General features: G+C 72.4%; 27 protein-coding genes. 8 read left to right on the top strand and 19 right to left on the bottom strand.

Going from position 1 to position 26,504, the window contains the following annotated elements:
- The first annotated feature begins 181 nt into the window (after nucleotides 1-181).
- Nucleotides 182-1,495 carry an isocitrate lyase gene (gene aceA, locus DEIGR_RS09400; RefSeq protein WP_058976723.1) on the top strand — a complete coding sequence of 438 codons (1,314 nt, stop codon included), beginning with the start codon at nucleotides 182-184 and terminating at the stop codon, nucleotides 1,493-1,495.
- A 233-nt stretch (nucleotides 1,496-1,728) separates the two neighbouring features.
- Here the strand turns inward: aceA and DEIGR_RS09405 are convergent, their stop codons facing one another.
- From DEIGR_RS09405 to ispH, 12 genes are all read right to left on the bottom strand, one after another.
- Nucleotides 1,729-2,469, bottom strand: a complete 741-nt coding sequence (locus DEIGR_RS09405) for a class I SAM-dependent methyltransferase (RefSeq protein WP_058976724.1) — start codon at nucleotides 2,467-2,469, stop codon at nucleotides 1,729-1,731.
- Nucleotides 2,470-2,488: 19 nt separating this feature from the next.
- A complete protein-coding gene (locus tag DEIGR_RS09410; protein ID WP_153013694.1) occupies nucleotides 2,489-3,229 on the bottom strand; it encodes a polysaccharide deacetylase family protein in 741 nt (246 codons plus the stop codon).
- Complete coding sequence (locus DEIGR_RS09415; protein ID WP_058976726.1) at nucleotides 3,226-4,353, bottom strand: MGDG synthase family glycosyltransferase; 1,128 nt, start codon at nucleotides 4,351-4,353, stop codon at nucleotides 3,226-3,228. The genes DEIGR_RS09410 and DEIGR_RS09415 overlap by 4 nt, the downstream gene beginning before the upstream one ends.
- Nucleotides 4,350-5,480 carry an LptF/LptG family permease gene (locus DEIGR_RS09420; protein ID WP_058978637.1) on the bottom strand — a complete coding sequence of 377 codons (1,131 nt, stop codon included), beginning with the start codon at nucleotides 5,478-5,480 and terminating at the stop codon, nucleotides 4,350-4,352. Before DEIGR_RS09420 ends, DEIGR_RS09415 begins: the two co-directional genes overlap by 4 nt.
- A 73-nt stretch (nucleotides 5,481-5,553) precedes the next feature.
- Complete coding sequence (fabZ, locus tag DEIGR_RS09425; protein ID WP_046844758.1) at nucleotides 5,554-5,982, bottom strand: 3-hydroxyacyl-ACP dehydratase FabZ; 429 nt, start codon at nucleotides 5,980-5,982, stop codon at nucleotides 5,554-5,556.
- A 97-nt stretch (nucleotides 5,983-6,079) separates the two neighbouring features.
- Nucleotides 6,080-7,120 carry a rod shape-determining protein gene (mreB, locus tag DEIGR_RS09430; RefSeq protein ID WP_444542405.1) on the bottom strand — a complete coding sequence of 347 codons (1,041 nt, stop codon included), beginning with the start codon at nucleotides 7,118-7,120 and terminating at the stop codon, nucleotides 6,080-6,082.
- A gap of 81 nt (nucleotides 7,121-7,201) precedes the next feature.
- The gene (locus DEIGR_RS09435; protein WP_058976728.1) at nucleotides 7,202-7,501 is read right to left on the bottom strand and encodes a hypothetical protein; all 300 of its coding nucleotides are present in this window, start codon (nucleotides 7,499-7,501) and stop codon (nucleotides 7,202-7,204) included.
- Between the two features lie 120 nt (nucleotides 7,502-7,621).
- On the bottom strand, nucleotides 7,622-9,169 hold the full coding sequence (locus tag DEIGR_RS09440; RefSeq protein WP_083524152.1) for a gamma-glutamyltransferase family protein: 1,548 nt from the start codon (nucleotides 9,167-9,169) through the stop codon (nucleotides 7,622-7,624).
- A gap of 80 nt (nucleotides 9,170-9,249) precedes the next feature.
- A complete protein-coding gene (locus tag DEIGR_RS09445; RefSeq protein WP_058976730.1) occupies nucleotides 9,250-9,531 on the bottom strand; it encodes a hypothetical protein in 282 nt (93 codons plus the stop codon).
- Between the two features lie 48 nt (nucleotides 9,532-9,579).
- On the bottom strand, nucleotides 9,580-10,383 hold the full coding sequence (locus DEIGR_RS09450; RefSeq protein ID WP_058976731.1) for a [LysW]-aminoadipate kinase: 804 nt from the start codon (nucleotides 10,381-10,383) through the stop codon (nucleotides 9,580-9,582).
- Nucleotides 10,384-10,427: 44 nt separating this feature from the next.
- Complete coding sequence (locus DEIGR_RS09455) at nucleotides 10,428-10,760, bottom strand: DUF1294 domain-containing protein (RefSeq protein WP_058976732.1); 333 nt, start codon at nucleotides 10,758-10,760, stop codon at nucleotides 10,428-10,430.
- Nucleotides 10,761-11,756: a 4-hydroxy-3-methylbut-2-enyl diphosphate reductase gene (gene ispH / locus DEIGR_RS09460; RefSeq protein ID WP_058976733.1), complete on the bottom strand. Its 996-nt coding sequence runs from the start codon at nucleotides 11,754-11,756 to the stop codon at nucleotides 10,761-10,763. It lies immediately after the preceding gene.
- Between the two features lie 191 nt (nucleotides 11,757-11,947).
- On the opposite strand from ispH, the gene DEIGR_RS09465 reads away from it, so the two are divergent.
- On the top strand, nucleotides 11,948-12,370 hold the full coding sequence (locus DEIGR_RS09465; RefSeq protein WP_058976734.1) for a hypothetical protein: 423 nt from the start codon (nucleotides 11,948-11,950) through the stop codon (nucleotides 12,368-12,370).
- Between the two features lie 29 nt (nucleotides 12,371-12,399).
- Here the strand turns inward: DEIGR_RS09465 and DEIGR_RS09470 are convergent, their stop codons facing one another.
- From DEIGR_RS09470 to DEIGR_RS09490, 5 genes are all read right to left on the bottom strand, one after another.
- Nucleotides 12,400-13,863 carry a phospholipase D-like domain-containing protein gene (locus DEIGR_RS09470; RefSeq protein WP_058976735.1) on the bottom strand — a complete coding sequence of 488 codons (1,464 nt, stop codon included), beginning with the start codon at nucleotides 13,861-13,863 and terminating at the stop codon, nucleotides 12,400-12,402.
- A gap of 436 nt (nucleotides 13,864-14,299) precedes the next feature.
- Complete coding sequence (locus tag DEIGR_RS09475; protein WP_058976736.1) at nucleotides 14,300-15,973, bottom strand: glycerol-3-phosphate acyltransferase; 1,674 nt, start codon at nucleotides 15,971-15,973, stop codon at nucleotides 14,300-14,302.
- A gap of 128 nt (nucleotides 15,974-16,101) precedes the next feature.
- Nucleotides 16,102-16,812 (bottom strand): DUF4388 domain-containing protein, encoded by a 711-nt coding sequence (locus DEIGR_RS09480; protein WP_058976737.1) that lies wholly within the window; start codon nucleotides 16,810-16,812, stop codon nucleotides 16,102-16,104.
- Nucleotides 16,813-16,859: 47 nt separating this feature from the next.
- Nucleotides 16,860-18,353 carry a bifunctional ADP-dependent NAD(P)H-hydrate dehydratase/NAD(P)H-hydrate epimerase gene (locus DEIGR_RS09485; RefSeq protein ID WP_058976738.1) on the bottom strand — a complete coding sequence of 498 codons (1,494 nt, stop codon included), beginning with the start codon at nucleotides 18,351-18,353 and terminating at the stop codon, nucleotides 16,860-16,862.
- An 11-nt stretch (nucleotides 18,354-18,364) separates the two neighbouring features.
- Nucleotides 18,365-19,183 carry a tetratricopeptide repeat protein gene (locus DEIGR_RS09490; RefSeq protein WP_058976739.1) on the bottom strand — a complete coding sequence of 273 codons (819 nt, stop codon included), beginning with the start codon at nucleotides 19,181-19,183 and terminating at the stop codon, nucleotides 18,365-18,367.
- A gap of 157 nt (nucleotides 19,184-19,340) precedes the next feature.
- Between DEIGR_RS09490 and rsmA the strand changes: the two genes are divergently transcribed.
- From rsmA to DEIGR_RS09505, 3 genes are all read left to right on the top strand, one after another.
- On the top strand, nucleotides 19,341-20,270 hold the full coding sequence (gene rsmA, locus DEIGR_RS09495) for a 16S rRNA (adenine(1518)-N(6)/adenine(1519)-N(6))-dimethyltransferase RsmA (RefSeq protein ID WP_083523989.1): 930 nt from the start codon (nucleotides 19,341-19,343) through the stop codon (nucleotides 20,268-20,270).
- 70 nt (nucleotides 20,271-20,340) lie between these two features.
- Nucleotides 20,341-21,345, top strand: coding sequence for a carbohydrate kinase family protein (locus tag DEIGR_RS09500; RefSeq protein ID WP_083523990.1), 1,005 nt, complete (start codon nucleotides 20,341-20,343; stop codon nucleotides 21,343-21,345).
- 96 nt (nucleotides 21,346-21,441) lie between these two features.
- Nucleotides 21,442-22,437: a DHH family phosphoesterase gene (locus DEIGR_RS09505; RefSeq protein ID WP_058976740.1), complete on the top strand. Its 996-nt coding sequence runs from the start codon at nucleotides 21,442-21,444 to the stop codon at nucleotides 22,435-22,437.
- A gap of 32 nt (nucleotides 22,438-22,469) precedes the next feature.
- Here the strand turns inward: DEIGR_RS09505 and sdaAB are convergent, their stop codons facing one another.
- Both sdaAB and DEIGR_RS09515 read right to left on the bottom strand, forming a co-directional pair.
- Entirely contained in the window at nucleotides 22,470-23,135 is a 666-nt protein-coding gene (sdaAB, locus tag DEIGR_RS09510) for an L-serine ammonia-lyase, iron-sulfur-dependent subunit beta (RefSeq protein ID WP_058976741.1), read from the bottom strand.
- Nucleotides 23,136-23,208: 73 nt separating this feature from the next.
- A complete protein-coding gene (locus DEIGR_RS09515; protein WP_058976742.1) occupies nucleotides 23,209-24,675 on the bottom strand; it encodes a lycopene cyclase family protein in 1,467 nt (488 codons plus the stop codon).
- A gap of 121 nt (nucleotides 24,676-24,796) precedes the next feature.
- Here DEIGR_RS09515 and DEIGR_RS09520 point away from each other — a divergent pair, with 121 nt between their 5' ends.
- From DEIGR_RS09520 to DEIGR_RS09530, 3 genes are read left to right on the top strand one after another with little or no spacing between them, the layout of a single operon-like run.
- Nucleotides 24,797-25,702, top strand: coding sequence for an alpha/beta hydrolase (locus tag DEIGR_RS09520; protein ID WP_058976743.1), 906 nt, complete (start codon nucleotides 24,797-24,799; stop codon nucleotides 25,700-25,702).
- Nucleotides 25,703-25,728: 26 nt separating this feature from the next.
- A complete protein-coding gene (locus tag DEIGR_RS09525) occupies nucleotides 25,729-26,109 on the top strand; it encodes a hypothetical protein (protein WP_058976744.1) in 381 nt (126 codons plus the stop codon).
- The gene (locus tag DEIGR_RS09530; RefSeq protein WP_058976745.1) at nucleotides 26,106-26,504 is read left to right on the top strand and encodes an inorganic pyrophosphatase; all 399 of its coding nucleotides are present in this window, start codon (nucleotides 26,106-26,108) and stop codon (nucleotides 26,502-26,504) included. The genes DEIGR_RS09525 and DEIGR_RS09530 overlap by 4 nt, the downstream gene beginning before the upstream one ends.

The following is a 26,504-nucleotide window of genomic DNA, read 5'->3' on the forward strand; positions in this document are numbered from 1 at the left end:
TGAAATGGTGGTGTACTTCCACCTGTCATGGGTACACCATCACTTTCGGGGCGGGCGGCCCGGCACAATGCCCTCACCGCAAGGCACCGCCCACACCGGGCACAACCCACCGAACCCCCAGACCTTCCACGCCCGGACCGGGCGCGGCGGATCGCCCCTCACACCCCACGGAGGCACCCCCATGACCACCAACCCCCGCACGCCCGCCGAGATCCTCGAAAAAACCTGGCAGACCGAAGAGCGCTGGCAGGGCATCAAGCGCAACTACAGCGCCGACGAGGTCGTCAAGCTGCGCGGCAGCCTCCCCATCGAGCACACCCTCGCCAGGCACGGCTCGCAGAAACTGTGGCGTCAGATGAAGGAGATGCCCTTCGTGAACGCCCTGGGCGCCCTGACCGGCAACCAGGCCATGCAGCAGGTCAAGGCCGGCCTGAAAGCCATCTACCTGAGCGGCTGGCAGGTCGCCGGGGACGCCAACAACGCCGGGCAGATGTACCCCGACCAGAGCCTCTACCCCGCGTCCAGCGTGCCCGACGTCGTCAAGCGCATCAACAACACCCTGCGCCGCGCCGACCAGATCCAGCACAGCGAAGGCAAGAGCGACATCGACTACTTCGTGCCCATCGTTGCTGACGCGGAGGCCGGTTTCGGCGGCCCCCTGAACGCCTTCGAACTGATGAAGGCCATGATCGAGGCGGGCGCCGCCGGGGTGCACTTCGAGGACCAGCTGGCCAGCGAGAAGAAATGTGGTCACCTGGGCGGCAAGGTGCTCGTGCCCACCAGTCAGTTCATCCGCACCCTGAACGCCGCGCGCCTCGCCGCCGACGTCAGCGGCGTGCCCACCGTCCTGATCGCCCGCACCGACGCCGACGCCGCGAACCTCCTGACGAGCGACATCGACGAGAACGACCGGCCCTTCTGCACCGGCGAACGCACCCCCGAAGGCTTCTACTACGTGACTCCCGGCATCGACCAGGCGATCAGCCGCGCCCTGGCCTACGCCCCCTACGCCGACGTCATCTGGTGCGAGACCAGCGTGCCCAACCTGGAAGACGCCCGCAAGTTCGCCGAGGCCGTCCACGCGCAGTTCCCCGGCAAGCTCCTGGCGTACAACTGCAGCCCCAGCTTCAACTGGAAGAAGAACCTCGACGACGAGACCATCGCCAAGTACCAGGTCGAACTGGGCAAGATGGGCTACAAGTTCCAGTTCATCACCCTGGCGGGGTTCCACAGCCTGAACATGAGCATGTTCGACCTCGCCTACGGCTACGCCCGCAACCAGATGACCGCCTTCGTGGAACTCCAGGAACGCGAATTCGCCGCCCAGGAACGCGGCTTCACCGCCGTCAAGCACCAGCGCGAGGTCGGCACCGGGTACTTCGACCTCGTCGCCCAGGCCGCCGGGGGCGGGCAGAGCAGCACCACCGCCCTGGCAGGCAGCACCGAAGCCGAGCAGTTTGGCAGCCACAAGGAACTCGCCGGAGCGCACGACTGAACGCCTGACCACCCACTCCAGTCCCGCAGAGGGACTGCGCCATGACCGCCGACACCGGGAGAGCCCACACAGGGTTCTCCCGGTCGGCGTTCATTCCTTGTACGGATTCCGTTTGTTTCGTTGACAGATCGGAAGATCACCGATCTGCCCACTCCACGTTTGGAACCCGTTTCGCTCCTTCTCGCATCCGCTCGGGTTGAAAGATGTCGCACACCTTTCAACCGGAGTCGGTTTTACACGGTGCGGGTGCTGAAGACCATGACCTCGCTGTGCGCGTCGAGCGGCCCGCCCTGGAACGAGCCGGTCACGCGGGGGCTCTCGAAGCCCGCGAAGCGCAGCAGCCACTCGACCTCGTAGCGGGTGTAGTACCGCTGCGTCAGGGTGTAGTGGCGGCGTTTCAGGGTGCCGTCGGGCGCGGTGGTGTCCACGTGGTATTCGGTGGTGATGTGCTGGCGGGGTTTGTCGTGCCGCTGCACGAGGAACACGTCGGTGCGGCTGCCGTCGGGCGCGTGGAAGGTCTCGCCCTCGTGACGCAGGGTGTGGGGTTTGCCGAAGCGGGGGACGAACAGGTCGAAGGTGAAGTGCCCGCCCGGTTGCAGGTGCGCGTGGATGGTCTGCATGGCCTGCAGCTGCTCGTTGGGCGTGTAGAGGTGCATCAGGGCGTTGAACGGCGCGATGACCGTATCGAAGCGCTGGTCGAGGCTGAAGGTGCGGGCGTCGCCCTGCACGTATTTCACGGTCAGGCCGTCGCGCTGGGCGCGGTCCTGGGCGCGTTCGATCATGCGCGCGCTGGGTTCCAGGCCCGTGATGTCCACGCCGCGTCGCGCGAGGAACGTGGTGACGCGGCCGGTGCCGGAGCCGATCTCCAGCACGGGCCCGCGCGCCTGTTCGCCCACGCGGGCGTAGTGGTGCAGGTCGTCGCGGTACACGTCGTACTGGTGGTCGTACAGGTCGGCAAACTCGTCGTAGTTCACGCGCCCCAGGGTACGGGATTCACCGCCCGCGGAGGGTGCGCCACACGTCGCGCAGCGTGCCGGGCCGCGCGCCGCGCAGGTCGCGCAGTGGCACGACCTCGAACCCGCGCCTGTGGAGGTCGGCCAGGATGCCGGGCAGCGCCGCCGGGGTGGTGCGGGCGCCGGGCCCGGCGTCGTGCAGGACGATGATCCCGCCGGGCGTTACCTGCCGCTGGACTGCGGCGCGGACGGTGTCGGGGGTGGCGTCCGGTGCCCAGTCGCGGGCCTCGACCGTCCAGTGGATGCCCGTCACTCCGGCGGCGCGCTGGCCCAGGACCGTGGCGAGGCTGTACGCGCCGTGCGGGGGCCGCTGGCAGCGGGGGCGCGTGCCGGTCAGTGCCTCCACCTCATGCGTGGCCCGTCCCGGATCGCGGAAGGCCGTCCAGGGCAGCAGGGTCCAGGCGTGCCGGTGCCGGTGCGCGTGCGGGAGGACCTCATGCCCTTCGGCAAGCAGGCGGCGCAGGAGCTCCGGGTGCTGCCGCGCCAGCGCAGGCAGGATGAAGAACGTCGCCTGCACACCCGCCGCGCGCAGCGTGTCCAGCACGGGCGGGGTGCTGCTCGGGTCGGGGCCGTCGTCGAAGGTCAGGGCGACCTGCCGCCCAGCCGGGTCGCCGCGCGTGACGATGCCCAGGCCGCCGCGCTGCACGAGGAGGTACGGCAGGCCGATGTACACCGCCGCCCCGGCGGCCAGTCCCATCAGCCAGTGCCAGGGCCGGGTCACGCGCGGCCCAGGCGGCGCAGCAGCACCCGCGCGACCTGCTCGGCCGCGTCCGGGCGACTGACCCGCCGGGCGGCGCAGGACATCCGGGCGCGTTCGTCGGCGTCCAGGGCGCGCAGCACTGCCGGGCGCACGTCGGCCAGGGACCGCGCCCACAGGGCCGCGCCGTGGCGTTCCAGGTAGTCGGTGTTGAACTCCTCCTGCCCGGGGATGGGGGCGTGCACCACAAGGGGCACGCCCAGCGTGGTGGCCTCCGCGACGGTCAGGCCGCCCGCCTTGCCCACCACGAGGTCGGACGCCGCGAGCAGTTCCGGGAAGTTCGTGGTGAAGCCCAGGCGGTGCAGGGTCGCGCCGCCCACCCGGGCCACGCCGTGCCCGTCCGCGCCCGCCAGCACGAGCACCTGAACGCGTCGGCCCAGGTTGCCCAGTTCACGCAGCACCTGCGGCAGCGCGCGGTAGCTGCCGGTCCCGCCGCCGGACATCAGGATCAGGGGCAATGCGGGGTCCAGGCCGTGCCTGGCGCGCAGCGCGGCGCGGTCGGCGCCGATCAGGTCGCGGTACACCCGCGCGATGGGAATGCCCGTGACCTCCACCCGGTCGTCGGGAATGCGCCAGCGGGCGAGCTGCTCGCGGGCCTCCTCGTTCGGGACCATCAGCAGGTCGGCCTCGGCGCGCGCCCAGTGCTGGTGCACGCGGTAGTCGGTGATGACCAGTCCGTTCAGGAAGTCGGTGCCGGTGCGGCGGCGGACGTTGTGCGCCAGTGCGACCGGGGTGGGGTACGAACTGACGACCACCTCGGGGCGGACCTCCAGCACGTCGCGGCGCATGGCGGGGTAACCCAGCCACCCGAAGGCCTGCGCGGTGGGCGCGCGGTCGGTGTCGGTCAGGTGGTAGAAGGCGCGGTACACGCCGGGCATGTGCCGCAGCCACAGGTCGTACGTCCCGGCGGTGATGACGCGTTCCGGGGTGCTCATGTACTTCAGCAGGTCGGCGTGCCGCGCGTCCAGGGGCACGCCCAGGTCGCGCAGCGCGGCGTCCAGCGCGCCGTTCGCCTGATGGTGCCCGCTGCCGAACGACGCGGACACGATCAGGGCGCGGAGCGGGTCGTGGCGGTCCGGCCCGGTCACGCGCGCCTCAGCAGGGTCAGGCCCAGCGCCGCGAACACCACGTTCGCCAGCCACACCCCGGCCTCGGGCAGGGCGGGCAGCAGCGGGGCCAGGGTCAGACCCAGGAAGAACAGCAGGTAGTACGCGACGGCCAGCAGCAGCGCCAGTCCCAGCGCGACGCCCAGCGTGCGCCCGTATCGTAGCGCGAACGGCAGGGCCGCCAGCGCGAGCACCAGATTCGCGAAGGGCAGCGCCAGCTTGCGGTTCAGGGTGACGCGCGCCGCGTCCCGCTCGGCGGCCTTCACGCCCGGTTTCGTCAGGACGGTGATCAGCTCCGGCCAGCCCTGCGCGTCGGCGCCCACCGCGTCGGCGTACTTCGCCAGGGTCTCCTCGCGGCTCAGGCCGGTGTCCACCCGCAGCGTGGCCCCGGACCGGATCGCGGGGAAGGTCTGCGCGACCGTGCCCGGCAGCGTCAGCGGGTCCCGCGCGGCGCCGGGCAGGCGGGCGGCCGCGCCGAAATCCACGCGGAACACCCGGTAATCCCGCAGGGTCAGCACGCGGTTCTCGAAGGTGGCGCGGTCCGCGAAGGTCAGCGTGCCCAGCCGGGCGTTACCGGGCTCCCAGCGTTCCAGGCGCACGCCCTGCATCTCACGGGTTGCCGGGTCGTAGCCGCGCATGAACAGGGTCAGGCCGTCCCCGAGGTCCACGGTCTTGCCGCTCAGCTGCGACAGGCCCGCGCCGGTCAGCACGTCCCAGTAGAGGCCGCGCGTCTCGACGTTCAACCTCGGGGCGACCCACAGGCTCAGCCACACCGACAGCGCCGTGACGAGCAGCGCCACCACACCCGCCGGGCGGGCCACCTGCCCCAGGCTGATCCCGCCGGACTGCACCGCCACGAGTTCCCGCTCGGTGCTCATGCGGCCGAACGCCACCACGGTCATCAGCACGACCGCCATGGGCAGCACCTTCACCAGCGTGTCCGGCACCTGATACGCGATCCACTGGGCCACCAGCGCCAGCGGCACGCCCTGCAGCCACTGGCTGGAGATGAAGAAGTACCCGAAGCTGAGAATCGCCGTGAACAGCAGCGTGCCCGCCAGGAGCGGCGGCAGCAGCTCCAGCGTCACGTAGCGGGTCAGTCGGGTCAACGGCACTCCGGGGCAGGCATCCCGCGCAGCGTACCCGCTGCGGCCGTCCGCGCGGGTTCGTTCACGCCTTCATTCACCCTTTGGCGACCGCGAACAGGATGGTGGCTTCCGCGGCGACCTCGCCGTCCACCAGCGCGCGGCAGGTGGTCTTGCCCAGCCCGCGGCGCAGGAACTCCAGTTTCGCGTGCAGGTGCAGCTGATCACCGGGGATGACCTTGCGTTTGAAGCGCGCGCCGTCCACGCCCGCGAGGTACCCGACCGTGCCGGGTTCCAGCTGGCCGTGCAGGCAGAACATGCTGGCCTGCGCCAGCGCCTCGACGATCAGCACGCCGGGCATCACGGGTTCCTGCGGGAAGTGCCCGGGGAAGAACGGTTCGTTCACGGTGACGTTCTTCAGGGCGTGCACCTCGCCGTCCTGAATGGACAGCACGCGGTCCACCATCACGAACGGGAAGCGGTGGGGCAGGGTCTTGAGGACGTCTTGAATCAGGATGGGGTCCATGTCAGGCCTCCGGGGGCGCGGGGGAAGAAACGGGAACGGGAGGGGGCTGCGAGGGCCTCCTCCCATCCGAGCCGGGCGCGTGGGCCGGGCCGGCGGCTCAGCGGCGCAGGTAGTTGTCGCTGCTGACCAGCGAGTCGCCCAGCACCGGGATCATCTCCAGGGCCATGCCGGTGCCGACCGCGACGGCCTCGATGGCGTTCTCGGCCACGGCGACGGGAATGCCGGTCGTCTGGCGCAGCAGTTCGTCGAAGTTGCGCAGCAGGCTGCCGCCGCCGGTCATGACGATCCCGCGGTCGATGATGTCGCTGACCAGTTCCGGCGGGGTGATCTCCAGGACGCGCTTGACGCCCTCGACGATCTTCGTGACGGGTTCGGACAGCGCCTCGACGACGTCGGTGGAGTCCAGGCTGATGGTCTTGGGCAGACCGTTGATCAGGTCGCGGCCGCGGACCTCGGCGGTGAGGTTCTCGGCGTCGTCGAGCAGCATGGCCGCGCCGACCTTGACCTTGATCTCCTCGGCGGTGCGCTCGCCGATCAGGACGTTGTGCTTGCGGCGCACGTACCGGATGATGCTCTCGTCGAACTCGTTCCCGGCGACGCGCAGGGACTCGCTGACGACGATGCCGCCCAGCGAGATGACAGCCACGTCGGTGCTGCCCCCGCCGATGTCGACGACCATGCTGCCGACCGGCTCGGCGATCTTCAGGCCCGCGCCGATCGCGGCGGCGAGCGGTTCCTCGATCAGGAAGGCGCGGCGGGCGTTGCTGTGGATCGCGGCGCGCAGCACGGCGCGTTTCTCGACGTCGCTGACGTTGCTGGGCACGCCGACCATCAGCTGCGGTTTGAAGCCCAGCAGGCGTCCAGGGCCGCCCTGCACCTTCTGCAGGAACATGCTGATCATCTTCTCGGTGAGGCCCTCGTCGGCGATCACGCCGTCCTTGATGGGGCGCACGGCGACGATCCCGCCGGGCGTGCGGCCGATCATGCGGTAGGCCTCCTCGCCGACGGCCTTGACCTGCTTGCTGTCGCGGGCCATGGCGATCACGCTGGGTTCCTGCAGCACCAGGCCGCGGCTCTTGCTGTAAATCAGGAACGTCGCCGTTCCAAGGTCAATTCCGATGTCTTCTGACAGCCTCACACTCGCCTCCGGTACAAAACGTCCCAATGCTACCATGCAGCGTGAGAAGCACCTAAACCGCCGCTCATGCGCTGGGGGCGCTCAGGCGCGCGGTTTCACGAAAGCCGCCAGCCCCGCGGTCAGGCTGGTCAGGAGCACCAGCGTGAACGCCTGCGCCACCCCGCTCAGGCCGCCCAGCCCGGCCCCCTGCACCGCCCCGGCGCCCAGGACGCCCAGCGAGCGCAGCCACAGCGGCCCGTTCGAGGCGAGGGACGAGAACAGGCCCAGCGCGAGCAGGCCCAGCGCGGCGGCGGTCAGGAACAGCAGGACACTCAGGAGCAGCAGCAGCACGCGCCGCCACGAGGGCGCGCGGTCGACGCGGGGGGAAGACGGCACGGACATCCGCTGAATTGTAGGGAACTGGGCCGTGCGGGCGGTGAGGAACCTCACACCGCCCGCGCGGCCCGCACCCCACGGCACCCGCCAGCCAGTCCCGACCAGACGGCGCCGACCACACGGCACCTACCAGACGGCGATGTGGCCGTCGGTGCGGGTCTCGGTGCCGCCCTCCAGCACACCGGTCACGGGGTCGCGGCGGATCATCTGCCCGCGTCCGAACGCGCCGGGGTCGAGCTGCACGCTGACCGAGTGGCCCAGGCGGGTCAGTTCGCGGGCCAGGGTGCCGCCCAGGCCGTGCTCGACCTCCACGCGGGTGCCGTCCAGCCACTGCCAGCGCGGGGCGTCCAGCGCCTGCTGCGGGTGCATGCCGTACAGGGCGGTGTTCAACACGACCTGCAGGTGCCCCTGCGGCTGCATGAAGCCGCCCATCACGCCGAACGGCCCGACCGGGGTGCCGTCCGCGCGGCCCAGGAAGCCGGGAATGATGGTGTGGTACGGGCGCTTGCCGGGTGCCAGGGCGTTGGGGTGGGCGGGGTCGGTGTGGAAGTTGTGCCCGCGGTTATGCAGGGCGATGCCGGTGCCGGGCACGACGACGCCGCTGCCGAAGCCCATGTAGTTGCTCTGGATCAGGCTGACCATCTGCCCCTCCTCGTCGGCCGTGGCGAGGTACACGGTGCCGCCGGTGCTGGGCGCGCGGGTGCGCGGGTCGTGCGCCGCCTCTCCCAGGTGGGCGCGGTGCGCGTCGGCGTTCGCGCCAGACAGCAGGTGCGCGACGTCCACCGGGGTGTGACGCGGGTCGGCGACGAAGGCGTGCGCGTCGTGGAAACCGCGTTTCATCGCCTCGATCTGCAGGTGCAGCCCACGCGGATCGTCGCGGCGCTCGGGCAGCGACACGCCCCTGAGGACGTTCAGGGCGATCAGCGCGGCGATGCCCTGCCCGTTCGGCGGGATCTCGTACACGCGGTGCCCGTGCAGGTCGGTGTGGATGGGCGTCACCCACTCGCTGGCGTGTCCGGCGAGGTCCGCGCCGGTCAGCAGGCCGCCCCCCGCGCGGGCGTGCGCGTCGATCTGCCCAGCCAGTTCACCGGAGTAGAACGCCTCGCCGTGCGTCGCGGCGATCTGTTCCAGGGTGCGGGCGTGGCCCTCGCTGCGCCACAGCGCGCCGGGCGCTGGCGTGAAGCCGTCCGGGGCGAAGGTGCGGAACCATTCGGCCATCTCGGGCAGGTTCAGGCGGCGGTAGATGCCGGTCGCCCGCGCCCAGTTCGCGGCGAGCACCGGGGACAGCGGGTAACCGTCCCGTGCGTACGCGATGGCGGGCGCGAGGACCTGCGCGAAGTCCAGCCGTCCGAAGCGGGCGTGCAGGTCGGCCCAGCCGCGCACCGCGCCGGGCACCGTGACGGGCGTCCAGCCGTGGCGGGGCATCTCTCCGGCGTGGCGTTCACGCAGCGTGTCCAGGCTCAGGGCGGCGGGCGCGGCGCCGCTGGCGTTCAGGCCGTGCAGTTCCCCGCCCGCCCACACGAGTGCGAACAGGTCCCCGCCGATGCCGTTGCTGGTGGGTTCCACGACCGTCAACGCGGCCGCCGTGGCGATCGCGGCGTCCACGGCGTTCCCGCCCTGCTGCAACACGCTCAGGCCCGCCTGCGCGGCCAGGGGCTGGCTGGTGGCGACCATGCCGCGCCGGGCGTACACGGGGCGGCGGACACTCGGGTATTCAGGCTGGAAGGTCACGGACGCAGCCTACCGCGCCCCGTTCAGCTGAAGAGGGGTCCCAGGTCGGTCATTCGCCCGGTGGGCTGCGCGGGTCCGAAGGTGTAGCTGCCGAACACGCTCAGGAAGTCCGCGTGCGTGAGGTCGCGGGTCTGGCCGCTGGGACCGGTGGCCTGCACGGTCTCGCCGCGCGCGGTGAGCGAGTACTCGCCGAGTTCACGCACGGCGGCCTTGCGGCCCCGCCCGGTGTGGAGCAGGGCCTGCACGCGGTATTCGCGGCCGCCGCGTTCGTTCAGGAAGGTGAGGAGGTCTGCGGGCGACAGCATGGGCGCGTCAGCATAGCGTACCCGGCCCTCCCCCACCCGCTGCGCGCGTCAGGAGACGACAGTGCCCTGGCCGCCCAGCGCGGCGCTGACCGGCTGGCCGTTGCGGGCGTCGCCGAAAATGACGCGCTTCACGCCCCCCTGCACGGCTTCCGCTGCGCCGAGGACCTTCTTCTTCATGCGGTCCTGCGCGAACTCCAGGTAGTTCTCGACGTCCGCGGCGGGGATCTCGCAGATCAGGCTGCTCTCGTCGGGGTAGGCGCGCAGCAGGCCCGGCACGTTGGACAGCAGCAGCAGCGCGTCCGCCTTCAACGCGACCGCCAGCGCGGCGGCGGCGCGGTCGCCGTCCACGTTGATCGCCACACCGTCGTAGGAACTGGCGGGCGGCGTGAGGACCGGCAGGTACCCCCCGGCGAGCAGCAGGTCGATCAGGTGCGTGTTCACGCGTTCGACGGTGCCGGTGTGGTCGCCGCGCAGGACCTTGACCTTGCCGTTCTCGACGGCGCGCACGGAGTCCTTGTGTCTGCCCTCGAAGATGCGTCCGTCGAGGCCGCTGAGGCCGACGGCGTTCACGCCGAGCCGCTGGAGGCGTTCGACGATGCCCTTGTTCATCTTGCCGCAGTACACCATCTCGAAGATCTCCAGGGTCTGGCGGTCCGTGAAGCGTGAGGTGTAGCCGCTGGGGCTGGTGACGAACTTCGGGGGGTGCCCGAGGGCCTCTGCGACGCGGTTGGTCTCGCCGCTGCCGCCGTGGACGAGGATCAGGCGGTCCCCGTTCTTCCAGCGGGCGGCGATGTCGGCGCAGACGGCGTCGTAGTCGATTCCGGCGCTTCCGCCGACCTTCACAACAATCATGCCCGGCATCCTAGCGCATGACAGGAAGACGGGTCAAACTCTTATCAATTGATAATAGCGGGAGGCAGGAGCAGACCCGCCACGATCACCACGTCCGCCAGCGCCCACACCAGCGCGATCTGGCGAAACACTCGCTGGTACGCCACCTTGCGGGTCTTGTGCCGGAACACACCCTGCGCCAGCCACGAGCCCAGCCAGCCGCCCCGCGCCTCCAGGGCGTGTAGCTCCCGCTCGGGGGTGCGGGTGCGGCCCTGCCCCTCGGCCGCCAGGCCCTTGTCCCGCCACATCGCCACGAAGGCGACCAGTCCCCACACGACCTGCCACGCCAGGATCAGGCGCAGCAGCAGCGCCACTACGCCCGGTAGATCGCCCGGCACCTACTGCATGGTGCGCGGCAGCGCCTGGGTGGGGAGGATCTTCCTCGGCTCGCGGAACTCGATGTTCTCCCACTCGCCCTCCTCGACGACCTCCAGGGCCGGGTTCAGCGCGCGGAAGTGCGCCACGACCTCCTGCACCAGATCGTCCGGGGTGCTCGCCGCACTCGTGATCCCCACAGAGCGCACGCCCGTGAAGTCCACGCCCGCGAGGTCCGCCGCCGTCTCCAGCCGCACCGAACGGCCGCACTCGGCCTCCGCGAGTTCCAGCAGCCTCATGCCGTTGCTGCTGTGCGTGCTCGTCAGGACCAGGAACAGGTCCACGTGCGGCGCGATCGCCTTCACGGCGTCCTGGCGGTTCTTCGTGGCGTAGCACAGGTCCTCGCTGGGCGGCACCACCAGCGCCGGGAAACGCCCCTTGAGGATCTCGATGGTGCGCCGGGTGTCGTCCACGCTGAGGGTCGTCTGGGTGAGTACCACCAGCCGCTCCGGGTCCGGCACCTGCACCGTGTGCGGGTCGGCCAGCCCCTCGCCGGTCTTGCCGAGCACGCCCACCACGATGGTCGAGTCTGGCGCCTCGCCGCGCGTGCCGATGACCTCCTGATGGCGGGCGCTGTCGCCGATCAGCAGGATCGTGTAGCCCTCACGGGCGTACTTCTTCGCCTCGGTGTGCACCTTCGTGACGAGCGGGCAGGTCGCGTCGATGGTCGCCAGCCCCAGCGCCCGCGCCCGCTCGCGCACGGCGGGGCTGATGCCGTGCGCGCTGAACACCACGGTCTCGCCCCCCTGCGGCAGGGCCTCCACGCTGTCCAGATCCTCCACGAAGTGCACGCCGTAGCCGGATTCCAGCCGGTCCACGACCGTGTGGTTGTGCACGATGGAGTGGTACACCGTCACCGGTTTCTCCTCGGTCCGCGCGGCCTTCTCGACCGCCTGAATGGCCATCACGACCCCCGCGCAGAAGCCGCGGGGTTTGGCCAGATGAATCCGCTCGATCATGCCGCCCAGTGTAGAGCGCGTTCCAGCCGGGAACCGTGCGCCCGCGCGCCGGTTCAGGGGAAGCTGTCAGCCCTCGGGCAGCAGGTGGGGCGTCAAGCCGGTCTGGACCTCTCCGGGGGTACTCTGCCCCTCAGCCGTGAAAAACCTTATCGGCATCTTCATGAGAGCGCTCCTACACTGACCCTCAGCCCATGACAGTCGCTGCCTTCGTGCATCCCTTCAACCCCTCCCAGTCAGTTCTCGTCTGTCGCGCCGCCCACCTCTCCCCCGCCCTGCAGGTCAAACTCGTCGCCTTGGCCATCCGGGACGGCTACCGGATCGTCCTGGTCGGCCAGCGCCACACGGACCTCAGCCGCGCGCTGGGCACCCCCGTCCCCGCCTGCACGCCGGACGCCGTCCGCGCCGACCTCGTCGAGGCCCCCAGCGCCCAGCACGCCCTGGCGCACGTGCGCTGCACCCCACGCCACACCTTCATCCTGCACGCCGCCGGGGACGTCCTGGGCACCTACGCCGCGGTCCTGACCCGCCCCGGCACGCCCGACCCCGTCCCCACCGAGCGGCCCGTCGTGCCCGCACGCACCGCCGATCGCGTGGGCCGCCACGCCGCGTACTGACCAGACCCCATACCTGCTGCCGCCTTGATTCAGGGTGTCGCGCGGGCGACACGTGCCAGCCACGGTTCGGGCGGCACGGGGACGCTGCTGGTCGTCCAGGCCTGCTCGAAACTGCGTTCCTGCTCGGCCACGGCGTCCGCGTCGCCGGTCGCCAGGGCCGCCTCGGCCAGTCCGGCGCTGCCCCACGCGCTGAAGTGGAAGTTCATGCTGCCCGCCACGACCAGCGCGTGATCCACGGTCATGACCTTGCTGTGCATCCTGAACGTGCTGTAGCGCGCCTCGAAGCGGTCCTCCAGGCCACGGCGGCGCAGTTCGCGGCGCATCAGGGCCACGCCCGTGCGGTTGGCTGGTCGCCCGAAGCCGTAATCCACGACCAGCAGCCGCACGTGCACGCCGCGCTCCATGGCCGACAGCAGGGCCGGGAAGTACACCGGCAACCGGTCCAGGGTGCAGGGGTCGGGATTCAGGTACCCGAACCAGCAGTCCAGCCCGGGACTGAAATCCGACTGCATCAGGTCGATGCTGTGGCGCGCCGCGCCGATCAGGGCGAGGTGCGCGCGGTCCGCGAAGTCCTCCCCGGCGGTGCGGCGGTACAGCATGAAGGCCCGGTCCGGTCCGGCCGTGACCGCGCGGGCCGCCGCGGCCGGGTGCGAGGGAGGCGGCGGCGCGACCAGGGCGCAGCGCGCCGCCACGTCACCGGGCGCCACGTCGTCCGGGCAGCGCAGCTCGTCGCTGTGCCGCCACAAGTCGTCGAAGACCGCCACGCCCTCCTGCGCGGCCGGGCCACGCACCCGCAGCCCCGTGTCGTGCAGGGCCAGCCCCCCGGGTTCACCCAGTGGCAGGTGCCACGCGGTGAAGTTGTAGCCGCTGACCGTCAGGTCCTGGCCGTCGATCACGTGCAGTTTCACGTGACTGTGCGGGAGGTACGCGTAGTTCAGCAGCGTGACCGTCCAGCCCACGCGGGCGTCCCGCAGGGGCACGCCCGCCTCCCGCAGCGCGCGGGCGAGGCCCAGCACCTGGGCGGTGCCCGCCGGGTCGGTCAGCTGCGGGTAGTTGCCCAGCAGCACGCGGACCGTCATGCCCTGCGGGTACGCGCCGGGGTCGGCCTGCACGCGGCGGTACAGGTCGCGGGCGGCCTGCACGAACATGGCGCCGGGCCGCCCGGGGTCGCTCTCCCATTCCATGCTGGTCAGCAGCACCTCGGCGCGCGCGCCCTGCATCTCGTCGGCCAGCACGCGGAAGGCGTCCTGCGGGCTGTCCAGGTCGCGGGGCGTGCGGACGAAGCCCAGCACCTCGTTCCCGCAGCTCAGGTCCGGGCCGCCCCGGGCGCGGTCCAGGGTCCACAGCACCCGCTCCAGCGGGGCGTCCGGCGGGGCGCACACCTGCGGGGCGGGCGTGATGGGCGGCGCGGCCGGGCCGAGGAACAGCGGGAGGCGCGCGGCGTGCGCCCCGGCGGGCAGCAGCAGGGCAAGGAGCAGGAGGACGGCGCGCATCTGCCGGGCAGGCTAGTGCGTGCGCCGCGCGCGCTCCACCCGATCTGCGTGAGAGTCCCCTCAATGCCGTCCCTGGCGTGGGAACACCGTAGGCCCCGGCAGCAGGAGCAGGTCTCCAGATCACAGCATCGGCACTACAGACGCCAGACGCGTCCATTCTCTGCTGCGCAGCTGGTCCAGTCCGTCCGGCCGGGCCGCACTCACGCGCCCTACCCGGTCATGCAGACGGTGTCCTGACGTCAACGGCTGGAGGGGGCGCGGCCAGCCCGGCCCACGCCCCCTCCTCAGCCGGGAACCGTGGTCATACGGATTCCGTTTGTTTCGTTAACAGATCGGAAAATCACCGATCTGCCAACTCCACGCCCGGAACCCGTTGTTCTCCTCCTCGCTCCGCTCGGGTTGAAATTTTTTGCAAACCTTTCAACCGGAGTCCTTATCAGTCCACGACCTGGAACCCCAGTTTCTCGGCCTGTTCGACGAAGAAGTTGATGTTCTCCGTGAGGGTCTGCTGACCGAGGCTCTTGCGGTGGTGCTCGCCGGTCGCGGCGATGATCAGCGTCTCGGCGAGGCAGGCGGGCACCTGGCCCTCGCCGAACTGCAGGTCGATGTTGCTCGTCATGCCGCCGGGGGGCCGCACGACGCCGCCGGGGATGACGCGCACGCCGGGAATGGCCTGCACGCTCTCGTCGACGTCGGCGGGGCGGCCCTCGTCGAAGATCCACGCGCCGGGCTTGACGTGCTGCGGGAAGATCACGGGGTTCGGGTCGCTGGTGGCCGTGAAGATCAGGTCGGCGTCCTTCAGGGTGTCGTAGCTGGTGGTGGCGACGATCTCGGTGTCCTTCGCGGCGCGGCGCAGGGTGGCGGCGGTGCGTTCGAGCCGCTCGGCGTCGCGGCCGATCATGATCAGTTTCGCCACCTGCGGCGCGATGGTCCGCGCGATGCCGAAGGCCACCACGCCGTTCGCGCCGACCACGGCGGCGGTCGCGTGCTTGAGGTCGCGGCCCTCGGCGGCGAAGTGCTCCAGGATGCCGGGAATGGCGGCCTTGATGGTGCCGGACGTGTACGCCCCGCCGTTCGTGATGGTCAGTTCCGGCACGGCGGCCTGCACGTCGATGCCCTTGTTGCCCACGACACTCCAGAACGCGCCCAGGCCGAAGACCTCCGCGCCGAGTTCCTGCGCGAGGCGCGCGCCCTCGATGGCGCGGCGGGTGGCGAGGTCCGGGTTGTCGCGGAACACGTCGGGCAGCAGCGGGCTCGACAGCAGGTAGCAGCGGATGCTCTTGCCGTCCACGGTGCGGATGCCGTGCAGTTCCCCGATCTTCATGGGACGCAGGCTGTCGGCCATCTGGCGCACGCTGCGCTCGCTGACGACGCCCTTTTCCACCAGGGGCCGCAGCCACGCGAAACGCCGCGCACTCCAGAAGTTCTCTATGTTCATGGGGTGGATCATGAACGCCGCGACGACCTCGTCACTGCGCCGCCCGGCCAGGGGCACGGCCTCGCCCAGGCGCGGTTCGGTGCCGTCGAGCATCCGGCCGATGTTCTCCTTGAAGCGCCACGTCGCCGCGACGAGCAGCCCCAGCGCGGCCAGTTTCGCCGCAGGGCCCAGCGGCAGGGCAGCGACCGCCAGCGTGAACGCCAGCAGGCCCGCCAGGGTCGCGGCGCTCACGAACCCGAAGAATCCGGCCACGGCGGCGTACACCACGACCGGCAGCGCGCAGGCCCACAGCGGCAGCGCGCCCGTGACCGCCAGTCCGGCCAGCACGCCCAGCAGCACGAGGTTGCCCCGCCCGCGCGGCGGCGTGTCCCCGAACAGCGCGCGCGAGGGGTTCAGGTGCCCCAGGTACGCGGCGAGCGCGGCCATGACCGTCACGTCCGGCTGGCCCAGGCTGGCGGCCATCAGGACCGCCACGAGGCCCTTGGCGGCGTCCAGCAGGGCGGTGACGGCGGCCAGCTGCGGCCCGACGCGGTACAGGACGTTCTCCACGCCCAGGTTGTGCGGGTTGTTGACGCGGACGTTCACGCCCGCGCGGGACAGGACGGCGTGCCCGAGCGGCGCGCTGCCCGTCAGGAACGCCACGATCAGCAGCAGGGCCGAGAGAAACAGCATGCCGGGCATTCTACGCCACGCCGCGCACGCGCCGGTCGCCTGCACGCCGGGCGGGCCGATGCCTCCCGACGGGGTGGCCGGTGCGCGACCTGGATCAGGCGGCGCACCCGTTCAGGCAGCACGACCGGTCAGGAGGCGGGCAGGTGCCGGTGTTCCCACACGAGGTCCCGCATGACCCAGCCGCTGCCCGCGAAGCGCAGGCCCAGGCGCAGTTCGCCCAGCAGGTACTCGCGGACGTCGGTGACGCTGCTGCCGGACTCGACGGCGTCGTTCAGCGTGCGTGAGCCGTCCAGCAGGCGCGCGACCGGGTGCAGCACGGCCCGCTGACCGGCCGGCTGCAGTTTCAGTCGCGCCCACTCGAAGCGGCCCGTCGGGGTGAGTTTTCCCTCGCGGACGGCCTGCACGACGGTCTGCGCGACCTCGAACAGCGGGAGGTCCACCTCGCGCGCCACCGCGCGGATCGAGCGGCCCTGCTCCGTGTCGAACAGCGGCACGCGGCCCTGGAACACCTGACTGGGACTGCCGATCACGGCGCACACCTGATCCCACTCGTCACTGATGCGCGCCCAGTCGGTCGAGAAGTGCCCGTACGGTGCCAGCGGCGCGCCGGTCACGCCGCGCGGCTCGAAACGGAACGTGCCGGATTCCGCGAGGATCGGGCTGGCCTGGATGGCCTCGGCACCCATCCAGTCGAGGATGCCGCCGGAGATGACCTCGCCGTTCATGAACGCGACCGTGAACGGGACGTCGGACTGCACGTCGAGGACGCCCGTCTGCCGGGTGGTGTGGATGAGTTCCAGGACGCCCATCAGGGGCACATCGCTGAGCAGACCTTGCATGGATGCGGTCACCGTATCACCTCGCTGTCAGCGCCCGGTGCGGAGAGTCACACACCGGCATATACACCCGTCAGGGGCGCCGCGCGCAGGTCGGCCCAGGCGCGGCCCAGGTCGTGCGCGACGTCGGTGGCGCCCAGGCCGTAGCCGAAGCGGAGGGCGGCGATCTCCCCGGCGCGGGCGTGCAGGCGCACCCCGGCGCGCGCGGCGTCCCAGGGGTCCAGGCCCTGCGCGAGCAGCGCCGCGAGGATGCCGCTCAGGGTGTCGCCCATGCCCGCGCTCGCCATGCCCGGGTGGCCCCCACGCGCAACGCTCAGGTCGCCCGCGCACGCGACGACACTGGGGCCGCCTTTCAGGACGACCACGCCGCCCAGCCGGTCCTGCAGGGCGCGGGCGGCGGCCAGCGGGTCGCGCGTGACCTCGGGGGTGGGGACGCCCAGCACGCGGGCGGCCTCGCCGGGGTGGGGAGTCCAGAGGCACCCGGCGTGCCCCTGCCCGGCCAGCTCGGGCTGGAGGGCGTCGGCGTCGAGCACGGTGGGGATCTCCCAGTCCAGCACCTCGCGCGCCAGCGCCGGAGCTTCGGGTCCCAGGCCCATCCCTACCGCCACGGCGTCCGGGCGATCCCCCGGCGCCATCTGCCGCAGGACGGCGTTCAGGTCGGCGTGGCGCCGCGCCATGAGTTCCGGCGTGACGAGCGGCACGTCCGCCGCCGAGTGGACCGTGACGAGTCCCGCCCCGGCACGCAGCGCGCCCAGTCCGGCCAGGGCCGGGGCGCCCAGGGTGCCCGGGTGCCCGCCGACGATCCAGACGCGCCCGGCGGTGCCCTTGTGCGCGGCCGCCGTCCGGACCGGCAGCAGCGCGCCCAGGCCAGCGTCGTCCGGGCGGGCGGCGACCTGCGCGTCCCGAATCCACGCGGCGGGGACGGGGAGGGGAACGGTCCGCACCTCGCCGCACTGCGCGGCGGCGTCCCCGAACAGCTGGGCGGGTTTCGGGCCGATGAACGTGACGGTCACGTCGGCCCGCACCGCCTCGCCGGGCAGGTCGGCGCGCGTGGCGTCCAGGCCGCTGGGCAGGTCGATGGCCAGCACGCCCAGGCCGCGGTCACGGGCGGCGTTCAGCGCGCCGATCACGCGGGCCAGGTCGCCACGCAGGGGGGGCCGGAAGCCGGTGCCGAGCAGGCCGTCCACCGCCACCCGGGCGTCCCGCGCGGCGCGGACCAGGGTGGTCGGGGTCAGGGGCCGGACCTCGCCGCCCACGGCGCGCAGGCGGCGGCGGTTCAGGCGGGTCAGGGGGTGCGTGGACGGTCGGGCCAGGACCGTCACCTCCCGCCCCGCGGCGAGCAGGTGCCGAGCGGCGACCAGGGCGTCCCCGCCGTTCGCGCCGCCGCCCGCGAGCAGCAGCACCCGCCCGGACGGCCAGCGCTCCTGCACGGCGCGGGCGACGGCCTGTCCGGCGATCTCCATGGCCGGGTCGAGCAGACCCGCGCGCTCCAGGCGACCGTCGATGGCGCGCACACCGTCCGGGGTGAGGACCGCGGCGCTCATGGGCGGGCCGCTCAGCCGCCCGCGCCGCGCAGCACGAGGAAGATGATCAGCGCGGCGGCGGCGAGCAGCACGAAACGCAGGTACTTCAGGCCCGGCGTGCGGCTCAGCTGCTCCTTCGCCTCGGCGCGGGTGTCCTCGCGGGAGCGTTTCATGGACAGCCGCTGGCCCTGCCGGATGTGCCGCACGCCCTCCGCCACGCGCCCCTGGCGGCGCACCGCCACCCCGAGGTTGTGGTGCCCGCCGTCGTACTCGGGGGCCAGGGTCAGCACCTCGCGGTAGATCGCCTCGGCCTCGGCGAAGCGGCCGGCCTCCATGTCCAGGTTGCCCAGGTTCGTCAGGGCGCGGTAATGGCCGGGGTCGGCCTCGCGCGCGGCGGTCAGGGCCTCGCGGGCCTGCGGCTCGTCGCCCAGCATGGCGTGCAGGACGCCCAGGGCGTTCAGCGCCTCGGCGCGGGTCAGGGGCTGCGCCAGGGCGCCCTCCAGCGCCGCGCGCAGCGCCGCCGTGTCGTCTGTGCGGCGCTGCGCCTCCAGGGCGTCGAGGGCCCGCGTGACCTCGTCGGGGTGGACGTACAGGCGCAGCTCCGCCGCCAGTGGATGCGTGAGCGTGCCCGCCACCTCGCGGTACGCGGCGAGCTGCTGGCGCGCGGCGGGGTACCGGCGGGCGCGGATCTCGTCCTGCACGACCCGCAGCGTCTGCAGGGCGTCCACGAGGTCGGCACTCTCGCCCAGCACGCTGGCGGTCGCGGCGGCGCGGCGCCACTCCCCGGCGCGGATCAGGTCGCCCAGCGTGGCCGTGGCGGCCGGTGGGGCGGGCGGCGCACCGGCGGTCACGGCGTGCCTCGGTGGGGAGCGCGGCAGGGGAACAGCCCGGAACGGAAACTCACCCCGTGAGTATACTGACGTGTTCCCGGCGCGCCCACAGCGGCGCTCACCGTTGTCCCGCCCACACGCTGCCCCTCACTTCCTGGCCCCGGAGGGCCGTCCCCGCATGCCCAGAGACTCCCGCAGACCCGCCCGCACCGCCGACCGCCGCCCGTCCGACCGGCGCGGCCCCGACCGCCGCCCCGCCCCCGATGAGGAACGGGACCTGAGCGCCGCGCCGCTGTACTCCCCGGCGCGCGTGCGGGACCTGCTCGACCGGCACGGTCTGAAGCCCACCAAGAGCCTCGGGCAGAACTTCCTGATCGACGGGAACATCCTTCGCGCCATCGCCGAGGCGGGCGGCGCCGCGCCCGGCGTGCCCGTGTTGGAGATCGGCCCCGGCCTGGGCGTCCTGACGCGCGAGATCGCGTCCCGGGGCGCGCAGGTCACGACGCTGGAGAAGGACGAGCGGCTGCGGCCCGTGCTGGCCGAGACGCTGGACGGGCTGGACGTGCAGGTCGTGTGGGGCGACGCGCTGGACTTCGACTACGCCACGCTGCCCGCGGGTACGCGGGTCATCGCGAACCTGCCGTACTACATCACGGGGCTGCTGCTGTCGCGCTTCATGCGCGCGCCGGGCATCGTGTCCGCGACCGTGCTGGTGCAGAAGGAGGTCGGGCAGCGCCTCGCCGCGCGGCCCGGCGAGGAGAACTACGGGTTCCTGAGTGCCATCGCCGCGCTGTACGGCAGCGTGCAGCACGTCCGCGACGTCCCCAAGGGCGCTTTCCTGCCCGCGCCGGACGTGACGAGCGCCGTGATCCGCCTGGACTTCGACCGGACCCGCCCGGCGCCCGAGCAGGAATTCCTGTCGTTCGTGGAGACCGCGCTGCACCACCGCCGCAAGACGCTGCGCAACAACCTGCGCCTGACCGGCATGGACGGCGACGCGATCGACGCCGCGCTGGAGGCGGTCGGGCTGCGCGCGGACGTGCGCGCCGAGGACGTGTCCCTGGGTGACCTGCGTGACATGGCCGTCAAACTGGGCGTGATACGGTAACCGCGAGCAAGAATCACCCCCCCAGTCACTATTCAGGGCCGCCCAGACCGGCACCCCGGAGGAATCCCCTGTGAAGTTCTACATCATCGGTGACGTGACCGTCGATCACCTCTACCACCTCGAACGCCTGCCGGAACCCGGCGAGGAAGTCACGCCGCAGCAGGCCAGCATGAAGCCCGGCGGGGCCGGCGGCACCATGAGCGTCACCCTGGCCCGCCTGGGGCACGCCGTGACCCTCGCCGCGCGCGTCGGCGACGACCCCTTCGCGGAGTACGCCCTGAGCCGCGTGCGCGAGAGCGGCGTCAGCGAGGCCGCCATCCAGCGCGACGCCACGCTCATCACGAGCACCATCACGGTCATGCAGACCCGCGACGGCGAACGCGCCATGATCAGCGACGGCGCCGCCAACCGCCAGCTCGACCCCGCCGGGTTCAAGAAGAAGGACGTCGAGGGCGCCGACGCGCTGATCATCAACGCGTACGCCCTGACCGAGGGACCGCAGCGGGAGTACAGCCTCGCGGCCATCGAGGCGGCGCGCGGCGCGAAAACCCCGGTGCCCGTGTTCATCGACCTGGGGACCGGCGCGGTGAACAAGGCCGGGACCTCCCTGCTGAACGACGTGGTGGGCGCGGACTACCTGATGCTCAACCAGCACGAACTGCAGGCCCTGACCGGCACCAGTTCGATCAGCGCGGCCCTGGCGCAGCTGGGCAAGGCCGGCGCGCAGCGGGTCGTGGTGAAGGTCGGCAAGATGGGTTCGATCACCTGGACGCCCGAGGACACCGAACTCGTGGACGCCTACCGACCCGCCGGGAAGGTCGTGGATTCCACCGGCGCCGGGGACACCTTCACGGCGGTGTTCGCGCACGCGATCCTGGCCGGGGCGGGGATCGGCGGGGCGGCGCGCGCCGCGAACGCCGCCGGGGCGCTGGCCGCGACCGGCTTCGGCGCGCAGGAACGCCCGATCACTCACGAGGACCTCTCGGCGATCGTGCCGGAACTCGCCGCGGCGGCGCCCAGCCCGGCACCGGCGCCCGCGAAGACCACGCGCAGCCGCAAGACGCCTGCCAGCTGAGCGGACAGGATGAACGCGCCACCCGGTTCGACTCGGGTGGCGCGCTTCGTCGGGCGCGCGGCGGCCAGGATTGCCCGCGCGGCCTATAGTTGAGGGATGACGGACCTCTCCCCCACCTCCGACCTCGCGGCGGTCGCCCGCGCCCTGCTGGACCACTCCGGACCGATCGTGGTCCTCTCGCACGAGAATCCGGACGGGGACGCGCTGGGCAGCGTGCTCGGCCTGACGCGCGCCCTGCGCAGCCTGGGCCGCGAGGTGATCGCGCCCATGCAGGTTCCGCGTTTCCTGGCGTTCATGCCGCGCCCCGGCGAACTGACCGAAGGGCGCCTCGCGGAGTGGCCCGCTGGGGCGCTGGCGGCCGTGCTGGACGTGGACAACAACGATCACGTCCGGGTGGGCGGCGCGGACCTGAGCGTGTTCACCGGTCCGGTGGTGAACGTCGACCACCACGGCACGAACGCCCGCCGCGCCGACGCGCACGCCGTGGACCCCTCGCAACCGGCGGCGGCCGTGATGGTCGCGGACCTGATCGACCTGCTGGGCGCCGGGTGGTCCGAGGAGATCGCCACGCCGCTGATGCTGGGCCTCGTGACCGACACCGGGTCGTTCCGGTTCGATTCGGTCACGCCCGGCGCGTTCCGGACCGCCGCGCGGCTGCGCGAGGCGGGCGCCCGGCTGGGCTGGATCAGTGACCAGCTGGGCCAGAACCCCCGCACGTACTACATGCTGCTGCGCGAGGTGCTGGGCAGCCTGGAATTCCTGCACGGCGGACGCGTGGTCCTGGCCCGGGTGGACGAGGCGATGCTGGAACGCGCCGGGGCCGCCTGGGAGGACGTCGAGAATTACGTGGGCATGCTCCGCAACGCCGAGGGCTCGCAGCTGGCCGTGATGGTCAAGGACTTCGGGGACCGCGTGAAGCTGTCCCTGCGCTCCCGCGCGGGCGTCAGCGCGCAGAACATCGCCGTGACGCTCGGCGGCGGCGGGCACGTCCCGGCCGCCGGGGCCAGCCTGAACCAGCCCTGGCCGGAGGTGTTCCCGCAACTGGACGCGGCGATCACGGCGGAACTCGCGCGGGTGGAGGCCAGCCGCTGACGCCGGCTCCGGGCGGCTGATCCTGCAGCGGTTCAGCCGTCCATGAGTTTCGGCAGCATCCGCAGCCAGTTCACGTCCGCCCAGCGGGCCAGGAAGGCCTGCGCCTCGGCGCTCAGGGGCTGGTCGAGTTCCACCGCCAGCAGCGCCTGCCCCCCGCGCGCCACGCGCGTGCAGGTCAGCGTGGCGATGTTCACGCCGTCCGCCGCGATGGTCGTGGCGATGCGGGCGATCATGCCGACCGCGTCGGTGTAGCGCAGGATCAGGGTGGGGCTCGCGCCGCTGAAGTTCACGCCCAGGCCCTGCACGTGCGTGACGAGGATCACGCCGCCGCCCGTGCTGCTGCCCTGCACCGTGACCCGCTGCGTGTCGCCGCTCACCTCGATCAGCGCGGTGTTGGGGTGCACGTCGCCCAGGTCCGAATCGTGGAACTCGAAGGTCAGGCCCTGCGCCTGCGCTTCCTCGAACGCGGCGGGCAGGCGCTGGTCGTCGGGCCGCATGCCCAGCAGTCCCGCGATCAGCGCGAGGTGCGTGCCGTGCCCGCGCCCGGTCTTGGCGAACGAGGCGTGCAGGCCGATGCGGGCCACGCGGGGCGGTTCGCCCAGCAGGTGGTGCGCGACCAGGCCCAGGCGGCAGGCCCCGGCGGTATGGCTGCTGCTGGGGCCGATCATGACGGGCCCGATCATGTCGAGGAGGGACATGCGGCGAGTATAGGGGCGCCGGGAAGGGGGGTGGCCAACAGTCGGGGCCGCCCCCCTGTTCCTGCGCGCAGGTTTATTTCTGTTCGGTCAGCGGGCGGAGGTTCTCGCGCAGTTCCTCCACGCGTTCGCCGAGGTTCACGTCGGGGTCGAGCCCGTTCGCGTCGGCGTTCCCGGTGGCGCCCTGCATGCCGCTCTGGATGGTTTCGGTCTGGTTCAGGTCCTCGTGGTTCAGGACGGCGTTCTCGCTGCGCGTATCGTCGCTCATGCCCACAGCCTGCCGCGCCGGGACCGGGACCGGATGGGCGGAGGCTGTAGGCACGTTCATGGCCGAGCGCAGCGCGCGCCCACTGACCCCCGGCGTGGCGAGGGCCGCGCGGGCCAGCGGCAGCCGGGTGCGGTTCGGCAGCGTGGCGAACAGGCGCAGCATCGTGCGGGCCAGTGCGCCCGGCGGCGTGTCCGGGTCGAGGAACGCGTGCCACGCGGCGGGCGGCAGCGCGAAGAACGCCCGGAAGAACGGCGCGAGCTGATCCGGGGGCAGGTTCAGCAGCGCCTGCACGCCCAGCAGGTGCACCTCGCGCGCGGCGCGGCGCTCGGGGGGCCACAGGGCCGCCCAGGCCGCCGCGTGCGGGTCGCGCCCGGCCCGCAAGGCGTCCGCCGCGGCGTGGGCCACCATGGGCGCGGCGCGCAGGGCCCCCGCGACCTGAAAGCCACTGATGGGGTGCACCAGACCCCCGGCGGCCCCGAAGGCCAGCGGACCGTGCGGGTCGGGGGCGGCCGTGTTCATGGGGAACGCCACCCATTCCTCGTGCAGGATCTCGCCGGGCGGGGTGCCCTGGGCGCGCAGGCGCTCGTGCAGCCGCGCGCGCAGGGCCGCGCGGGTGGGGGCGGGGCGGGCGATCAGGCTGGTCTCCTCCACGAAGTACGTGTCGCCGCCCAGGTGCATGGCGTACAGGAAGGTGGGGGTCTCGCCCGGGCCGTGCGGGGCGCGGTAGTCCATCCAGACCATCGCGCCGGGTGCACTGGGGGGCCGCTCGAAGCGGGCGGTCAGGCCGTAGGCGGTCTGCAGTGCCGCGCCGCCCGGGTGCCGGGGGCGGCGCAGGCTGCCCGTGTGCCCGGCGGCGTCCACCACGAAGCGGGCGGTCAGGGCGTGCCCCTCGCGGGTGTGCACGGTCCAGCCGTCCGCGCCGGGCGCGGCGTGCGTGACGGTCCCCACGGTCCAGGCCAGGGGTCCGGCGCGGTCCAGCAGCGCGTGCAGGAACCGGGTGTTGTCCAGCAGCGCGTAGGGCCGCAGCAGCGGCGTGGGCTGCGGGCCGGTGTACACCCGCACGTCCGTCCACACGTGCGCGGCGCAGGCCTGCGCCCAAGCGGGCAGGTCGTCCAGCCACGCGCCGTACGTGGCGGGGAAGGCCTGCGGCGCGTGCGGCGCCACGATCCGGACGCTGTGGTGCCGGGCGCGCAACTCGGCGGCCAGGGCCAGGGCGGCGGGCCCGGCGCCGACGATCAGGGCGTCGGTGGGCGCGGGCTCGGTGGGGGCGGGCATGCGCGCAGCGTAGCGTGCCCGCGCGGCGGCGGAGTGTACGCCCGCGCATGAACGGCAGTTCAAGTTTGGACTGTGGCGCGGCGCGCTGCCCACCCGGGCGCCGGGACTCTAGGGTGGGGGCATGACCCGAACCTCTCCCGCCCCGTCCCGCCGTTCCCGTGTGCCGCGCGCCGCGCTGCTGGGGGCCGGCGCCCTGCTCCTCATGACGGCGCTGGCCGCCTGCTCCCGCGACGGCGCGCAGGGCACCCTGAACCGCGTGGTCTCCACCGCCGGCCTGAACGTGACGAGCAACGTCCGCTACGGCCCGGACGTCCGCAACGTCATGGACGTGTACGCCCCGCAGAACGCCCGCAGCGCCCCGGTCGTGCTGTTCATCCACGGTGGCAGCTGGGAAAACGGCGACAAGGACGGCCACAAGTTCGTCGGGGAGTCCCTGGCGCGCGCCGGGTACGTCACGGCCGTCATGAGTTACCGTCTCGCCCCGGCGAACCGGTATCCCTCGTACGTGCAGGACGCCGCGCAGGCGCTGAAGGTCCTGCGCGAGAAGGTGGGCGCGCTGGGCGGCAACCCGCAGAACGTGTTCGTGATGGGCCACTCGGCGGGGGGCTTCAACGCCGTGGAGGTCGTGGACAACGCCCGCTGGCTCGCGGAGGCGGACGTGCCGGTCAGCGCGATCCGCGGCGTGATCGGCGTGGCCGGGCCGTACTCGTACGACTTCCGGCAGTTCTCCAGCGCGAAGGCCTTCCCGGTGGGCGCCACCCCGGACGAGGTCATGCCCGACCGGCACGTGCGCGCCGACGCGCCGCCCCACCTGCTCCTCGTCGCCGAGAACGACGACACGGTCTACCCGCAGAACGCCCTGAACATGGAGGCGGCCCTCAAGGGCGCGGGCGTGCCCGTCACGCGGACCGTGCTGCCGAAACTGAACCACATCACGATCATCGCGGCCATGGCGCGCCCCCTGACGTTCCTGGGCGGCACCCGGCAGGCCGTCATCGACTTCATCGAAGCGCACCGGCTGCCCTGACGTCACACTCAGCGCGGGCAGGTAGCATGGACGGCGTGAGGCGTTCCCTGCTCCTGCTCGCGCTGCTGTGCCCGGCCCTGGGCAGCTGCCGCTACAACTTCGTGCCGCTGATTCCCGGGCAGATCGAACCGGAACTTCCGGCGCGCGTGACCGGCGCGGCCCTGACCCGCGACGGCGAGCGGCTCTTGCTGCGCGCCCAGGTAGACGGCCCGATCACGCCGGGGTTCCTGAGCGTGGCGTGGTTCAACGGCACCCAGGCCATCGGCACCGACAGCGTGTACCTGGACGCCGCGCAGCGCGCCGCGACCTTCGAACTGCGCGCCCCGGACAAGGGCGCGTACCGGGCGGTCCTGTCGTTCGGCGGCGCGGTGCTGCGGCAGGTGGAACTGTACGAGGTCAAGCCGTGAGGGCATGGCGCGGCGTCGTGGAGTGGACGGCGGGGCAGCGCGAGCGCTTCGTGTGGCGCGACGGCCGCCTGGAGCCGCTGCGGGTGGAGGCCCGGCCCGCGCCGGTGAACTACGGGTGCCTGCCGGGCACCCTGAACCCGGCCGATGACGCCGAGGTGGACGCCGTGTGGCTGGGCGAGCCGCTGGCGGTCGGCACGGTGCGCGAGGGGGCCCCGGCGGCCCTGCTGCACCTGCACGACGGGGATCACAAGGTGATCTTCAGCGTGGGGCCGGTGCAGGGCGCGGCCCTTCATGGGCTGCTGGCGTGGTTCCCGCCCGAGCGGGGCGCGACCGTGCAGGACGCCCACGCCGCGCAGGCGTGGCTGGACGAACTGGCCGCCGCGCGGCCCGGGTGA

This window comes from Deinococcus grandis (assembly GCF_001485435.1).
Lineage (GTDB): Bacteria > Deinococcota > Deinococci > Deinococcales > Deinococcaceae > Deinococcus > Deinococcus grandis.